General features: G+C 57.7%; 14 protein-coding genes. 6 read left to right on the top strand and 8 right to left on the bottom strand.

The window, feature by feature from the left end:
- Positions 1-74: 74 nt before the first annotated feature.
- On the bottom strand, positions 75-473 hold the full coding sequence (locus GQO94_RS21465; protein ID WP_408636677.1) for a DNA -binding domain-containing protein: 399 nt from the start codon (positions 471-473) through the stop codon (positions 75-77).
- A gap of 143 nt (positions 474-616) precedes the next feature.
- Positions 617-1,153 (bottom strand): transcriptional regulator domain-containing protein, encoded by a 537-nt coding sequence (locus GQO94_RS21460; RefSeq protein WP_408636676.1) that lies wholly within the window; start codon positions 1,151-1,153, stop codon positions 617-619.
- On the opposite strand from GQO94_RS21460, the gene GQO94_RS21535 reads away from it, so the two are divergent.
- Positions 1,061-1,486 carry a tyrosine-type recombinase/integrase gene (locus GQO94_RS21535; RefSeq protein WP_156843037.1) on the top strand — a complete coding sequence of 142 codons (426 nt, stop codon included), beginning with the start codon at positions 1,061-1,063 and terminating at the stop codon, positions 1,484-1,486. The genes GQO94_RS21460 and GQO94_RS21535 overlap by 93 nt on opposite strands.
- Positions 1,487-1,723: 237 nt before the next feature.
- Complete coding sequence (locus tag GQO94_RS19335) at positions 1,724-3,022, top strand: tyrosine-type recombinase/integrase (RefSeq protein ID WP_198046056.1); 1,299 nt, start codon at positions 1,724-1,726, stop codon at positions 3,020-3,022.
- A gap of 821 nt (positions 3,023-3,843) precedes the next feature.
- Here GQO94_RS19335 and leuD read toward each other — a convergent pair.
- From leuD to GQO94_RS19315, 4 genes are all read right to left on the bottom strand, one after another.
- Entirely contained in the window at positions 3,844-4,431 is a 588-nt protein-coding gene (gene leuD, locus GQO94_RS19330) for a 3-isopropylmalate dehydratase small subunit (protein ID WP_156843035.1), read from the bottom strand.
- Positions 4,431-5,843, bottom strand: a complete 1,413-nt coding sequence (gene leuC / locus GQO94_RS19325; RefSeq protein WP_156843034.1) for a 3-isopropylmalate dehydratase large subunit — start codon at positions 5,841-5,843, stop codon at positions 4,431-4,433. The genes leuD and leuC overlap by 1 nt, the downstream gene beginning before the upstream one ends.
- An 83-nt stretch (positions 5,844-5,926) precedes the next feature.
- The gene (locus GQO94_RS19320; protein ID WP_156843033.1) at positions 5,927-6,703 is read right to left on the bottom strand and encodes a TetR/AcrR family transcriptional regulator; all 777 of its coding nucleotides are present in this window, start codon (positions 6,701-6,703) and stop codon (positions 5,927-5,929) included.
- 8 nt (positions 6,704-6,711) lie between these two features.
- Complete coding sequence (locus GQO94_RS19315; RefSeq protein ID WP_198046055.1) at positions 6,712-7,560, bottom strand: SDR family NAD(P)-dependent oxidoreductase; 849 nt, start codon at positions 7,558-7,560, stop codon at positions 6,712-6,714.
- A 268-nt stretch (positions 7,561-7,828) separates the two neighbouring features.
- Between GQO94_RS19315 and GQO94_RS19310 the strand changes: the two genes are divergently transcribed.
- Positions 7,829-8,743 (top strand): alpha/beta hydrolase, encoded by a 915-nt coding sequence (locus tag GQO94_RS19310; protein WP_156843031.1) that lies wholly within the window; start codon positions 7,829-7,831, stop codon positions 8,741-8,743.
- A gap of 57 nt (positions 8,744-8,800) precedes the next feature.
- A complete protein-coding gene (locus GQO94_RS19305) occupies positions 8,801-10,423 on the top strand; it encodes an AMP-binding protein (RefSeq protein ID WP_198046054.1) in 1,623 nt (540 codons plus the stop codon).
- A 149-nt stretch (positions 10,424-10,572) separates the two neighbouring features.
- Here GQO94_RS19305 and GQO94_RS19300 read toward each other — a convergent pair whose 3' ends face one another.
- Positions 10,573-11,334, bottom strand: coding sequence for an SDR family NAD(P)-dependent oxidoreductase (locus tag GQO94_RS19300; protein ID WP_198046053.1), 762 nt, complete (start codon positions 11,332-11,334; stop codon positions 10,573-10,575).
- A 172-nt stretch (positions 11,335-11,506) separates the two neighbouring features.
- On the opposite strand from GQO94_RS19300, the gene GQO94_RS19295 reads away from it, so the two are divergent.
- Positions 11,507-12,700: an acyl-CoA dehydrogenase family protein gene (locus tag GQO94_RS19295; RefSeq protein ID WP_156843028.1), complete on the top strand. Its 1,194-nt coding sequence runs from the start codon at positions 11,507-11,509 to the stop codon at positions 12,698-12,700.
- Positions 12,697-13,812: an acyl-CoA dehydrogenase family protein gene (locus GQO94_RS19290; protein WP_156843027.1), complete on the top strand. Its 1,116-nt coding sequence runs from the start codon at positions 12,697-12,699 to the stop codon at positions 13,810-13,812. Before GQO94_RS19295 ends, GQO94_RS19290 begins: the two co-directional genes overlap by 4 nt.
- Before the next feature lie 8 nt (positions 13,813-13,820).
- Here GQO94_RS19290 and GQO94_RS21450 read toward each other — a convergent pair whose 3' ends face one another.
- Positions 13,821-14,015, bottom strand: coding sequence for a thiolase C-terminal domain-containing protein (locus GQO94_RS21450; RefSeq protein ID WP_408636675.1), 195 nt, complete (start codon positions 14,013-14,015; stop codon positions 13,821-13,823).
- Between the last annotated feature and the right edge of the window lie 161 nt (positions 14,016-14,176).

The raw sequence follows: 14,176 nt of genomic DNA, 5'->3' as shown, positions 1-14,176 counted from the left end.
GGGCGGTTGGATAGACGGCAGCATAAACGTGCGGGTTTCCGCGGTCGGCCGTCGGTAGTCTTGCTCCCGACCGCTTACCCCTCGCGAGGCGCGCCTGTCTTCTCCTCTCCATCTTTTGCTGCTGCGGCTCCGATCGAAGCAGGCGCGAGCAAGGTCCGCCACCCGCCCGCAGTCATGCCAGTACCCAAGCGCAGCAGCCTCCGGATCTTGGAGCGCAGATGATCTGATGCTGCGTCCCACTCGCGCCGGACGGGTGCAACTCCGAACAACGCTTCGGCCACTTCACGTTGGCTCGCGCCGTGCGCCCTCGCATCGTGCGCACGCAAGGCGAGCGTCCAGCGGTCCGCGCGCCGTTCGGCGGGGAACAAGTGGCGGGGCATACGCCCTAATCGCTCGAAGGCGGCAAGCCGGCGGAGCGTCGTCAGCGGTGCGCTGATCCTTGCCAATCCGGTAAAGCAAAACCGTAGCGCCACGGGACCCTCGCGCAGACTGCCGCCATGCACATCGAGGCGCACACGGCGAATACCGTCGGAGAGCAGCACATGCTCGGAAGGGTCGCCGCTGCAGCAGTGCCGAAAAGCAACCTGTTCGCAGCAGATCGACGCGATCGGCGTCGCTATCGACGATTTCGCAGGACAGCACCCATGCGTCGGTTGTCGCGTCGAAGAGGATCGCGGCGTTCTGGGCCGAGCGGGTGGGATCCTCGGCGAAAGAGCAACCCCCGATGCGGATCGGGGCTGCCCGCCGGAAGGAAGAGCGGCACCGCACAGGCTTGTGACCCGGGTCGCTGGACGCCGCGATAGCCGGGATCGCGGCGCAACCATTCCCAGGCCCAGCCTTCGCGGTCGAGCGATGCAAGCCAGCGATAAGCTCGTGGATCGCTGCCATCGGGCGCGCGCTGTTCGGCCCGATCAGCCAACTCTCGGTGCCTCGAGAACGCCGTGGCAATCACTGCCGCTGCAAATAAACTGCGAACAATTCGCAAATATTTGCATTTTGGAAACTGCTGTGGCCAGATGGCGCATGATCGGCACCTCCAAAAAGATGCCGCAAGCACAACATGATATGGAGCGCTGCGCTTTCCCCTGAAATGGGGAGCAGGCAAACAGGATGTCGGGAAGGCGGCGGTGTAGCGGGTTCGGGCGCGCGACATGAGAGCGATGCCGCCCGACCCATAAAAGGCGATCTGCGGCACACCTGGGCGACCTGGCTCCGGCAGAATGACGTGCCCACCTGGGTGCTTCAGGAGCTGGGGGGATGGAAATCGGAGTCGATGGTGCGGCGTTATGCGCACATGTCGGTGAAGCACCTCCAGCCCTATGCCGACCAGCTGATTTTACCGGGCACAGACCCGCTGATTAATCCGGTCACAGACACGAAAAAGTCTAACTGCCCGGAAAAGCTGGAAAGCTCAGGTCACAAAAATGGTCACAGTGAGAGCCGTCCGCGGCTCAAGCTTGTCGCCGGCCTCGACGTAAACTCTTGATTGTAAAGGAAGAAAAATGGTGGACGCACTAGGGCTCGAACCTAGGACCCGCTGATTAAGAGAAATTGGGTCAGGCGTCTCGCCGGGGTAACTGACGGTATTTCGTATCACCATATTGCGAGAATTACCCTTATATTTCCTTGCACTATCGTTTGTATCGCGTCATGCTCCTGAATATGGAGGTGAGTGGCATCACTTCTGTTTGTAGCGCAGTCTGTAGCGCAAATTGAGGCTGGCATGGCAACGAAGAAATTTTCTGTTACATTCTGGCTCTATGCGCGGTACGCCAAAGGTGATGGAACGTTTGGCGCCCCGAGCCGCAGAGTCCTAGGCGACTTCAGCCCTGCGGACGCCAAGGATCGTATCTACATCGTCAAGAAGGGCGTGCCCGCACTTGCCTTGGATGAAGCGAGGCAGAAGGCCCGGGAATGGAAGGCGGCGATCGCTGAGGGTATAGATCCAAGCAGCCCGATCCAGGCAGCAGACTCGAAGCCTGCAGTTGCCTTGGATACTGTTGCGACGGTGTTCGCCGAATATTTCAAGCGTCATGTCATGAAGGAAGGGCAGAAGGACGGACGCGGAAGACCGCTGGCGCCGCTCCGATCCGCTCAGGAGATCAAACGAATCTTCGAACACTATATTTTCGCTGACCTCCAAGGCAACGAGCGGTGGCGTGATCGCGCAGTTGCGGTCATCACGCGACGAGATGTGACCTCACTGCTCGACACGATCCAGGATGCTAATGGGGCGACCCAAGCGGATGCCGTCCTTGCACAGCTCAGTTCGATGTTTAACTGGTATGCGGCCCGGGGTGACGATTTCGCGTCGCCGATTGTGCGAGGAATGAAGCGGACCAAGCCGTCTGAACGCAAACGAAAGCGGATACTGACTGACGAGGAAATTCGGATATTCTGGCAGGCTTGCGAGACATTGGAAACTTTTGGAGCCTTCTGTCAGCTGTTGCTGCTGACGCTCCAACGGCGGGAAAAGCTACGATTGATGCACCGAGACTATGTCACGTCCGATGGGTTGTGGACGATTCCGACCGAGGACCGCGAGAAGGGTAATGCTGAACATGTTCGTCTATCCGGCATGGCCATGCAGATCGTTCGAAATCAGCCTACAACTGCGACCAAGCCTTATATCTTCCAAGGGCGTTTGGACGGCCCCATCAACGGTTTTACAGATGATAAGGCTGAGCTTGACGCCAAAATGGAGGAAATTGCAGGCCACCCTATTCCACACTGGGTCCTGCATGATCTACGCCGGACCGGAAAAACGCTAATGATCCGGGCAGGCGTCTCACCGCATGTTTCAGAACGGGTTCTAGGGCATGTGATTCCCGGCGTGGAAGGCGTTTATGACCAGCACGACTATCTGGCTGAAAAAACGGCAGCGCTCCGGAAACTGGCGACATTGGTGGCACGGATACTTGATCTCAAGGGGAACGTGGTTCCGATGAAATCGCGCGGTCACTCCCAATCGAGTACCGAGATGAGACTGAAGGCAGAGTCGGATAGGGTTACCGCTATTTAGGTGTCATGCGACTCTCTGAGCGGAAGAGCTCGGCGCGCGGTGGGCGGCAATGGGCTAAGCTGCGACCCATTCAAGCTATTCCATAGGTAGCCGCCATTGACGAGGATGGTCTGGCCGGTATCAAACTAACCGACTCCGTTCGTTCGCAGCGGCAAAAGTTCATAACATTGCTGTCATCGCAGACGGTGACGAGATCGGCGCAGCGCACAATCATATCGGCGAATAGATGTGCAGTTGGCTGACCGGATAGATCGTCCGAGACGCTTCACCGCATTCCACATCGCACCGACGCTCAGATCGATGCCGTGCTCGGCCGCGAGCCAGTCTCGCGCCCGCGCCGGCGTGATGCCGGGGCCTGAGCGGACGTGCGCCGCCAGCGCCCGTTTCTGCTCACCTGACAGCTTGCGCGCAGGACGCCAGCGGTCAGTCTTGATCCCCGCATCGCCCGTCAGAATGCCGCGGATCAGGGCCTTGTAGATTTAAGCGACGCTCGCCCGGAAGACCGGCGCCGCCTAGCAAACCGCCATCCCCCCATCCACCATCGCGAGAACACGGTCGCGCAGATCCTGCGAATAGCTTTGAGCCGATCACCATCCCATCACCGCGTCCATCCTGACGGTAGCCTATGGATCACACACCATCAGATCAATGAGAATCCCCACGATTCCGGCAATCGTGAAAATGCTCTAGCGATGAGGCCCGAAGAGACCGTTGCAGGGGGTGAGCAGCCAAGCTGCCGCTTGTGGTCCGTGGACAATTCTGGAATCACCCGGATTGCGCAGACTCATCTCAAGAGTATCGTCATGCGAGCTATACAAACACTACCATGATTGCTCAGACTCGAATTGGTCGATATCGCTAGCATATTGGAGCGTATCGCCAATGAGGTCCAAACCCTTGAGCAAGCGCTGTTTATGGATATCGCCAATCGCAAAGCAAAAAATAGTGCCTGAGGGGCATCGCACCTGAGTGTTGATCAAATCGACGACAAAGCCGTTAGGTGAGGCTTGAGCTTCTTCGGAGATGCGTTCTACTTCACCTGCGGCCAACTCTACTGGCAATAGGCCATTGTTGATACAGTTTTGATAAAAGATTTCGGCGAAGGAGGGGGCTATTACGCATCTGATACCAAAATCCAAAAGCGCCCACGGAGCATGCTCGCGCGAGGACCCGCATCCAAAATTGTCTCCACCTACGAGAATGGCTGCAGTGCGGTATGCCGGCCTATTGAGGATGAAATCAGCTAGTTCGCCCCCAGCCTCATCGAAGCGAAGATCGTAGAACAGGCCTGCTTCAAGGCCGGTCCGCTTCACCGTCTTAAGGAACTGCTTGGGCAGAATCTGATCGGTGTCGACGTTAGCCATCGGCAATGGAACCGCTGTGCCGGTCAAGGTCGTAAACGGCTGCATTACAGATACTCCCGGACGTCTGCGATATGTCCTGCGATCGCTGTCGCGGCAGCCATTGCAGGACTCATGAGATGTGTGCGCCCTCCTCGACCCTGCCGCCCCTCGAAATTTCTGTTCGAGGTTGAGGCGCAGCGTTCGCCGGGCGCCAGCCGGTCCGGGTTCATGCCGAGGCACATAGAGCAACCTGGTTCGCGCCATTCAAAGCCGGCTGCGATGAGGACTTGGTCGAGGCCTTCGTCCTCCGCTGCGCGCATCACAGCGCGAGAGCCAGGAACAACCATTGCGCGAATGCCGGCTGCTACATGGCGACCGCGCACAATCGCGGCGGCAGCCCGTATATCCTCGATTCTTGCATTTGTGCAGGAGCCGATGAACACCCGATCCACGGGTATAGATGTAATCGGAGTGCCAGGCTCAAGGCCCATATAACCGAGTGCCTTCTCCATCTGAGCGCGCCGATCCCTGTCGGTAAGTTGGGCGGGATCGGGGACGACGCCATCGACTGGTATCACGTCTTCTGGACTGGTGCCCCAAGTCACCAGAGGGGCGATTTCGGAGACGTCAATAACGATCTCTTGATCGAAGCGTGCATCCGCATCCGAATATAGCTTGCTCCATCGATCAAGAGCACGTTTCCATGCGTCGCCCTGCGGGACTCCCGATCGGCCTTTGAGATAGGCGATGGTCGCGTCATCAGGCGCGACCATGCCCGCCCGCGCCCCGGCTTCGATCGTCATATTGCACAGGGTCATACGCCCTTCCATGCTCAGGGCATCGATGGCCGGGCCGCAATACTCGATGACATGGCCGGTGGCTCCCGCAGTGCCGATGCGGCCTATCAATGCTAGGGCAAAATCCTTGCCTCCAGTACCTGCAGGAGCCTCCCCGACGAAGCACACCCGCATATTGCGTGATTTGTCCTGTCGCAGCGTCTGGGTGGCCAGCACATGTTCGACCTCGCTTGTGCCAATCCCGTGAGCAAGGGCGCCGAATGCGCCATGTGTGGACGTATGGGAGTCCCCGCAGACGATCGTCATGCCAGGCCAAGTTCGGCCAAGTTCCGGACCGACGACATGGACAATTCCGTTCTGGCGAGCGCCCATTGGCATGAACTCGATGCCAAACTCTGCGACATTGGCAGCGAGCGCTTCTAGCTGAGTGCGCGATTCGGCGTCATCGATATGTTCAACGCCGAGATCTTGGCCCTCAGTTGGTGTGTTATGATCTGCCACGGCCAGGCAACGCTCAGGACGGCGAACCTTGCGCCCTGCCTCAATCAATCCAGCAAAAGCCTGCGGGGACGTCACCTCGTTAATGAGGTGGAGATCGACGTAGAGGATCGCCTCACCGTCGTCGGTCGTGGCAACGAGATGAGCGTCCCAGATTTTATCGTACAGTGTTTTTCCAGCCATCGAACTTGTCCATATGGTCAATATGGATGGCGCTAACAACGCGTGTCGGAATATGCAATGTCAATCTGCCGCCCCGGCGGTTGTTACTCTCGCCGAAGGTCCTCCAGCATGAATGAAAGATATGGCCCCAGGCCCATCGTCATGGTCGCGGCTTCGGCGGCGATGACGCCATCCAGATCGTCCGGCAATTGCATACCGTAGATATGCTTGCGAATGCCCAGATAGAATATTCGGGAATGAAATGACCAGACGAGTTCCAGTTCCATTTCTTGAAGCGGGAGCTTGTCGACGGTGGGAAGATCGTAGCTTGCGCGGATCTCCACGCAGAGCAGTTGAATCAGTCTGGAGCCTATGAACTGGTATATCGCCTTGTGCGCTTCCAACCCCTCCAGAGCGGCAAACATGTAGAGCCGCACCCAGGTGAACGATAAAGCGACGCGAGAGAAACTTTTGTAGAAAGCGGTCAGTCGCTCGGGCAGCGGTATGGAGCGATCGGTGATCATCCCCTCCCATGCGGGATCCCAATTCCCTATAAATGTGCGTTCATAAACTTCAGCAATGAGCGCATCCTTGTTCGTGAAATGCCGAAAAAGGGCTGGATGGGTTATGCCAAGCCGTCGCGCCAGTTCGCGCATATCGGCACTGAGTCCTTTCTCAGCGAATAACGCCGTAGCCTCCTCGATGATCAACTGATGGCGCTGTTCCCGAGGAATACGTTTGCGGGTCTTTGTCGCCCCGTCGGATTTCGCTTTTGATATATCTAGCACGTGCAGATCATTTTCCTCTAAGGCCTCTCCAGTGAGGGCTTGAGGGAAGCTAACCCAGCGTTGCTGGGGCGGCAAGACGCGCTCGCCGCCCATTCCGGCCCTCAGGCAGGTGCGAGGCTCGATATGAAGCGATTCCCGATCTCTTGAGCGACGGCCGGGAAATCGCCTTGATATACGGTCGTGGCCCCTCCATCGACGGCTAGCGTCTGGCCGGTTACGAAGCTGGATGCGTCGCTGGCAAAAAACACGGCCGCGTTGGCGATGTCTTCAGACCGGCCAGTTCGTCCGATCGGCTGTTGGTTCGCGATCTCGCCCGTAACAAACACGAGAAAGTCTTCAGTTGCGGCTTTTGGAACGCCAAATGCTGCGGCCATGGCCGGTGTTGGGATAATGCCAGGAGCTATTGCGTTACAGCGGATTCCGTGAGGCGCGAGTTCGGCGGTCGCTTGCTTCACCAAGCCCGCCACAGCGTGCTTACCCATATTATAAGAGACATTACTCCACCCTCCCTGGATTGCTGCGAGGCTGGCAGTGGAGATGATCGAACCCCCAGATTTCTGAGCGATCATTTGCCGTCCGGCATGCTTGTGACCAAGGACCACCGAACGGGAAATGAGGGCCATCGTACGATCAAAGCCTTCCGTTGTCAGTTCGAGTATCGAGGCGGGATCGCCCGCGGCACCAGCGTTGTTGAACATGATGTCCAATTTGCCGAACCGGTCGACGGTGGCCTTGACCAACGCCTCGATGTCGGCTTCTTCCATCACGTTGCAATGCAGATAGGCAAATGAGCTGCCGAGCTCGTTGCTCAGCGCACGCCCTTCTTCATCCTTGATATCCGCTCCTACAACCTTGGCGCCCTCGGCCAGAAAAGCGCGCACTGTCGCCAAGCCGATTCCACTAGATGCGCCGGTCACGATAGCTACCTTGTCTTTCAACTGATCCGGCACGGGCATTCTCCTATGTCTGTTGCATGCGCCACCCAAAAAACGTGCGATGGCTTGGCGCGATAATATCGCGCAGATTCTTAACTGACCATATGGTTTGCAAAATTATGAGTGCATGTACGGGGTCGCGCGCCGGTGAGGGATTTGCGGGGATTGCTGCGGCAGGTGGTCCAAGACGCTTGACAATTACCAGTTGGTAACAAATAAATTGGTCAGCATAATGGGCGCTGACCGACACGGCACGCCTGAGATTCAACCCTGGAGAGAAGTCATGAAACGCGACGTCGAATTCATCAGTGGCGGGCACAAGCTGGCTGGTATGTTGCTTACGCCGCAAGGGGAGGGGCCGTTCCCGACCATCGTGATGGCGGGAGGCTGGTGTTACGTCAAAGAGATCGTGATGCCGCATTATGCCAAACCAATCCTGGATGCCGGCATTGCCTGCATGATCTTCGACTATCGCTACATGGGGGCGAGCGAGGGTTTGCCGCGCCAACATATCAATCCCTACGAGCAGTGGGACGACTATCGCAATGCGCTGTCGTTCGTTGCTGAACAGCCCGAATGCGACGAGAACCGGCTTGGAGTGTGGGGTATCTCTTATTCTGGCGGCCACGTCATGGCCGTCGGAGCGATGGATCCCCGTGTGAAGGCCATCGTCTCCACGGTGGCCGTGATCGAAGGTTGGGAAACGATGCTGCGCGGCCATAGTCCGCACGGCTTCCAGAAGCTGTTGGAGGAATTGCAAGCTGATCGTGAGCGTCGGTACAAGGGGGAAGAGAGCCGTATGATCGCCTTCTCGGACGATCCCAAGGACGGCCTTGCCACCTGGCCCTACGGACACGCCCGCGTCGTCTTTGAGCAGATCCAGAAGACGGAGGCGCCTAATCACCGTCACGAAAGCACGATGCATTCGACCGAGATGCTTCTCGAATATAATATCCGACATTTTGCAGAGAAGATCCTGAACACGCCAACGATGATGGTCGTGGCGGCGATGGATCGGTACACGCAGTGGGATTTCGAGATCGCCTTCTTCAACAGCTTGCAGACGACGCGCAAGGAGTTGGTCGTACTGCCACAGGTGGATCATCTCAGTCTCTACGAGAACAAATCGCACCTGCAAATTGCAGGAGAGGCCCATGCGCGCTTCCTGCGGAAATATCTTATCGAAGAGAAGTACTGACAGGCGTCGGGGCGACGGGAATTCATCCGTCGCCCCGCCATCTTGCGAGAGATGCGCATGATCGAGATGTTTAAGGATGCGAGCGGCTGGCCCGTTCGGGTGGCCGCGGATTTTGCTGCTGAAGGTCGGTGGAGCAATGAAACCCTGATGGATTGGGCCAGGCGGCGGGTCGCAGAAGCACCCGATGTCACTGCCGTGGTGGAAGGTAATGTACGGCTGACCTATGCCGCGCTCGATCATGAGGCGAGACGCATTGCTGCGGCTTTCATGGCTGCTGGCCTCAAGCGAGGAGACGTAGTCAGTTTCCAGTTGCCCAACTGGTGGGAGGCCGTCCCGCTCAATCTGGCTATCGTCTATGCCGGGCTAATCGCCAATCCGATTGTCCCAATATACCGCGACGCGGAACTCCGCTTCATCCTGCGCGATGCGCGGAGCAAGGTCTATATAGCGCCTCAGCAGTTCCGAAATGTGAATTATGAGGAAATGGCGGCCCGCTTTGCCGCGGATTGCCCCGATTTACGTCTCATTCTGATGATGCGTTCGGACGAATCCTCATGTAGCAGATGGGAGGACTTTGTTCGATCCGCTCCCGATTACCCCTCTGACCAGTTTTTCCCGGTCGACCCTGATGCGATCAAGCTGGTCATGTACACCTCGGGCACGACGGGCAAGGCGAAGGGCGTACTCCATACGCATAACAGCATCAATACGACGGTTAAGACCTTTCAGGAGCGCTGCGGACTTCACGCGGGTGACGCTGTCTTCATGCCTTCTCCCGTCACGCATATCACCGGCTATCTTTTTGCGCTTGAGCTTTCTTTCGTGGCGGGCATCAAGGCAATCCTGACAGATCGATGGGTCGCTGACGAAGCCGTGCGACTGATCGACGAAGAGGCTGCGACTTTCAGCGTAGGCACGACGCCGTTTCTCACCGAACTGATCGCGGCATCCAGCGCCGCAGGCACACGCTTGCCATCGCTTCGATTTTACATGTGTGGCGGTGCGGCGGTCCCGCCCGATCTGATCCGAAGAGGTGCCGCAGCGTTCGAGCGGGCGGCGGTTTTCCGTGTCTATGGCGCGACAGAGGCACCCGATGCCGCGCTTGGTCCTCCGCTTGACGGGGATCAGAACAAGGGCGCGATAACCGACGGGCAGATCACCAATTATGCAGTCCGCATAGTGGATCCGGAAAGTGGAGCGCCGCTAGCCAATGGGGAGGAGGGAGAGATCACGCTATTCGGTCCGCAGATGATGGTTGGCTATTCGCGCGAGGAAGACAACCACGACGCCTTCACGGCTGATGGTTACGTGCGCACCGGAGACCTGGGCTGGGTTGATGATGATGGCTTTCTGACGATTACCGGTCGAGCAAAGGATCTGATAAATCGTGGGGGTGAGAAATTCAGCCCCAAGGAGATCGAAGATCTATTGCACGCTCATCCCGACATCGCCGACGTTGCTATTGTGGCAATGCCACACGCCCGATTGGGTGAGATGGCATGCGCGTTCGTGGTATCGACCGGCAAATCAATCGACCTGCCTTCGCTAATCGCCTTCTTGGAAGAAAGCGGGATAGCGCGGCAGAAGTTTCCAGAACGTCTGGAAATCGTCGAGAGTTTGCCGATGACCGCTTCCGGTAAGGTACGGAAAAATATCCTTCGCGACAGCCTGAACGTGTAGCAACGACTCAGAGTCTGATCCGCAATTCCCGAAAGAGGGAATTTCAGAGCGATACCGGCCCGCCCCACCCGGCGATCCATAGAATACTGCCGTTGGGTGGCCGGGCCGGTGTCGCAAATCCGGTGTCGACCAAATTTCGGATCAGCCTCTCAGTCAAATACGAGGCCGCCATCTACGGTAATGAATTGGCCAGTGATGTAATCGGAGTCAGGGGACGCAAAGAACAACGCCGCGCCGGCAATATCCTCGGGTTGGGCAGCCCGGCCGAGCGCCACGCCTTGGGCGTACGCATCGACCAGGGCACCGCCGGTAAGGCCACCTTCATTGAAGCCATCCCACAAAGCGGTATGCACCATGCCGGGGCAGATCGCGTTTACACGAATTCCGTCCTTTGCAAGCTCCTGCGAGAAACCAAGCGTCAGCGCGCGCACAGCAAATTTCGTTGCCCCATAAAGCGTATGTCCCGGGAAGACACGACGGCCCGAGATGGAGCAGGTGTTGATGATCTTGCCATATCCCTGTTTCCGCATGACGGCTGCAGCCGCTTGCGTGCCTGCAACAACGCTGAAGACGTTTATCGACATCATGGCTTCGAAGCGCTCGCGATCGATGTCGTCCAGGCCGGCCTGGCCGCCGACGCCAGCGTTGTTGAAGAGGACATCGACGGCGCCATGTTCGTCGGCGATAGCCTGGACCGCCTGCAGAAACGCCGCCGGGTCCCGGACATCGAGTTTGACGGCAGAGGCTGCGATGGGCGAACTGATCGCGCCCACTGCGTCTTGTGCCTTAGCTCCGTTGAGGTCAGCGATGACGACTTTTGCGCCTTCTCCTGCCAGCTTATGGGCGATCGCGAGGCCGATGCCGCTTGCGCCTCCTGTTACGATGCACGTCTTCCCAGCGAGTTTCGTCATGATGCTGCTCTCCCAAGCCATCTATATTTGCATCTTAAATTACCGGGTGGTAACTATAGTGTCAAACCTATTAAGGGCAAAAATTCCGCTAGATACCAATTGGTCATTTGTCGTTGCCGAGCTACGAGCGGCGGGGTAGCCTAAGAGCGGAAATGAGCCGGAATGGAGAGATATGGCCAGCAATTTGCAGAGCAGTGCCGACGATGAGAGGCGGCTGGTCGACGAGGTCCGAAAGTTTTGCGAGACAATCGTTCCCTCGGAATTGCGCGAGAAAGTGGCCGCAAATGGATGGCTCGAGCGCGACGAGTACCTCTCCTATTATCGCCTCCTGGCGAGACACGAACTGCTTATCGGGCACTGGCCCATCGCCTATGGTGGTCGCGGCTGGTCGGCTCGCGAGCGCATGATCTTCGAGCGGGAGACCGCCGTTGGTTATGCCCCATGGCTGGTGCCTATGGCGGTGGGCCATGTCGGTCCCGTGCTCTACACCTTCGGCACCGATGCGCAAAAGCAGCGCTTCTTGCCTCCTATCGCGCAAGCTCAGATATGGTGGTCTCAGGGTTATTCCGAGCCTGGGGCCGGATCGGACCTTGCCAGCCTGAAAACCCGTGCCGTCCGAGACGGAGACCATTATGTCGTTACGGGGCAGAAAATCTGGACCAGCTATGCCCAATGGGGAGACTGGCTCTATTGCCTCGTAAAAACGGGTCAAAATGAGAAGCCGCAGGCATCCATCTCATTTCTCCTTATCGATCTGAGAAGTCCTGGCATCGAAATCCGCCCCATCGTCTCGATGGATATGATGCACCATCTCAACGAAGTTTTCCTCGATGAGGTTCGGGTGCCCGTTGCCAATCTGGTCGGCAGGGAAGGTCAGGGCTGGGAGATCGCCAAGTTCCTGCTCAACAATGAGCGGATGCTTGTCGCCGAACCTGGTAAGTACAGGCGACAACTCCGTCATCTGCACGCGCTTACCGCGCGGTCATGCACGATGCCGTCCTCTGACCGGGCTGTTCTCCAGACCCGCATCGCGGAACTGGAACTCCGCCTTTTTACACTCAACGCCCTGTTCGATGACATAAGCTCAGCGAACGGGGCCGAAGCTACTGCCAGCGCCAGCATGTTGAAGATCAGAGGCGCCAGGCTTGAACAGGACATCGCAGAATCGCTGTTCGATTGCCTGGGCTCGGCGGGCATGATCTTCGAAGCTGAGCGAACGCTTGGCGCGGGTCGTGCAGCGGCCTCAGGTATCGAGGGAGCCGATGGGATCATCCGAGAGCATCTCTATACCCGCGCCACCACGATCTTCGGTGGCACCAATGAGATCCAATATAACATCCTAGCTAAGGCATTGATGGCAACATGATGAGCGTTCAGGTTGATGACGAGACGCTGCACATGTTTCGCACCATGGTCGACGACTATGTCCGCGACCGCGAAACAGTCGAAAGCAGCCTTCCAGCCGGCAGTGATAATGCCGACGCAGGGTATCGCCCCCAGAGTTGGCGCTCATACAGCGAGATGGGGTGGCTTTCAGTTTCGCTTGACGAAATTGATGGAGGTTTTGACGGTGCGCCTGAGTTGGTTGGCGCGATCATGGCCGGTGTGGGAGCAGGCTTGCTCGCTGAGCCAATTTTTACGAGCGCCATTCTTTGCGCTCGGCTTCTTCGGCTGATCGGCTGGAAAGGGGGGGGCGGGATAACCCCGGCGCAGATCGGTTCGGGAGAGACGATCCTGACACTAGCGCATGAAGAAGGGTTTGACAGCTCGCCTTGGGATGATCGTGAATGTAGCTATGATGCGGGACGCCTCGTTGGAACGAAGGTCAATGTCCTCCATGGGAATATCGCGTCGCATATTCTGGTCACTGCTAGCGATGGGGCAGGAGATCTTGTCATCCTTCTAACCAGAACGGATGCACCGGGCATTTCTCGGGAAGATTATCGCACGCTCGATGGCCGATGGGCATCGACCATGATCTTCGACACGGCTCATGGGCTGCCGATCTCAGAGGGATCGATTGCGCGGACGGCTTTGGTGCGCGCGATTGACGAAAGTATTGTTGCGCTTTGTAGCGAGGCATGGGGTGCCATCCGCCGATTGAACGAAATAACACGTTCCTATCTGAGGCAACGTGAGCAGTTCGGCCGCCCTATCGGCAATAATCAGGTCCTGCAGCATCGCATGATGGAATGTCTGATCCAGCAGGCTGAAGTCCGCGCGGTCGTCCTCCGAGCGCAGCGGGCGCTTCGATCAAGTGGCGAAGCTGATCGGATGCGAACCGTTAGCGGTGCGATGGCCGTGACCGCTGCGGCCGCGCGCCATATCGGATATGAGGCAGTCCAGATGCATGGCGGGATCGGGATGACCCATGAATATGCGGTGAGTCACTATTTCAAACGGCTTCGAATGATAGAATTGATGCTAGGGCAACGTCGGCATCATCTCCGCCGCTTTGCCGAGTACAGGAAAAGCTGAGTCTGAGATTAGCGGGTCAGGATTATCGCGCCTGCATTGGCGCCTAGTCCAAGCACAGTCGACATTGCGACTCGTGCGTTCGGAACCTGACGCCCACCTGCCTCACCGCGTAGCTGCCAGACACATTCGCAGATTTGCAGAATTGCCTGCGCTGTGGTGGCCTCACCAAAAGACAAGAATCCTCCGCTGGGATTGACCGGCAACTGCCCATTTGGAGCGATGCCACCCTGTTCGACGATATAGTGTCAACGGCGGAGTAAAAGTCGTCCATTAGGCGGAGTAAAACCAGGCCACTTGATCCGGGTGTTGGCGAGCGCCGTGAGGGCGTAGCCCGAGCGGGGGTCGCCAACACCCGGATTGTCAT

Source organism: Novosphingobium aquimarinum, from assembly GCF_009746585.1.
Classification (GTDB): Bacteria; Pseudomonadota; Alphaproteobacteria; order Sphingomonadales; family Sphingomonadaceae; genus Novosphingobium; species Novosphingobium aquimarinum.
This window is presented reverse-complemented; position numbering and strand designations above follow the sequence as displayed.

Excerpts from the sequence above, each read along its gene's own strand:
- GQO94_RS19290 (WP_156843027.1), top strand. The coding sequence starts at position 12,697 with ATGATGAGCGTTCAGGTTGATGACGAGACGCTGCACATGTTTCGCACC.
- GQO94_RS19295 (WP_156843028.1), top strand. The coding sequence starts at position 11,507 with ATGGCCAGCAATTTGCAGAGCAGTGCCGACGATGAGAGGCGGCTGGTC.
- GQO94_RS19310 (WP_156843031.1), top strand. The coding sequence starts at position 7,829 with ATGAAACGCGACGTCGAATTCATCAGTGGCGGGCACAAGCTGGCTGGT.
- GQO94_RS19335 (WP_198046056.1), top strand. The coding sequence starts at position 1,724 with ATGGCAACGAAGAAATTTTCTGTTACATTCTGGCTCTATGCGCGGTAC.
- GQO94_RS19305 (WP_198046054.1), top strand. The coding sequence starts at position 8,801 with ATGATCGAGATGTTTAAGGATGCGAGCGGCTGGCCCGTTCGGGTGGCC.
- GQO94_RS19320 (WP_156843033.1), bottom strand. The coding sequence starts at position 6,703 with ATGGGCGGCGAGCGCGTCTTGCCGCCCCAGCAACGCTGGGTTAGCTTC.
- GQO94_RS21460 (WP_408636676.1), bottom strand. The coding sequence starts at position 1,153 with ATGTCGCGCGCCCGAACCCGCTACACCGCCGCCTTCCCGACATCCTGT.
- leuC (WP_156843034.1), bottom strand. The coding sequence starts at position 5,843 with ATGGCTGGAAAAACACTGTACGATAAAATCTGGGACGCTCATCTCGTT.
- GQO94_RS19300 (WP_198046053.1), bottom strand. The coding sequence starts at position 11,334 with ATGACGAAACTCGCTGGGAAGACGTGCATCGTAACAGGAGGCGCAAGC.
- GQO94_RS21535 (WP_156843037.1), top strand. The coding sequence starts at position 1,061 with ATGATATGGAGCGCTGCGCTTTCCCCTGAAATGGGGAGCAGGCAAACA.
- leuD (WP_156843035.1), bottom strand. The coding sequence starts at position 4,431 with ATGCAGCCGTTTACGACCTTGACCGGCACAGCGGTTCCATTGCCGATG.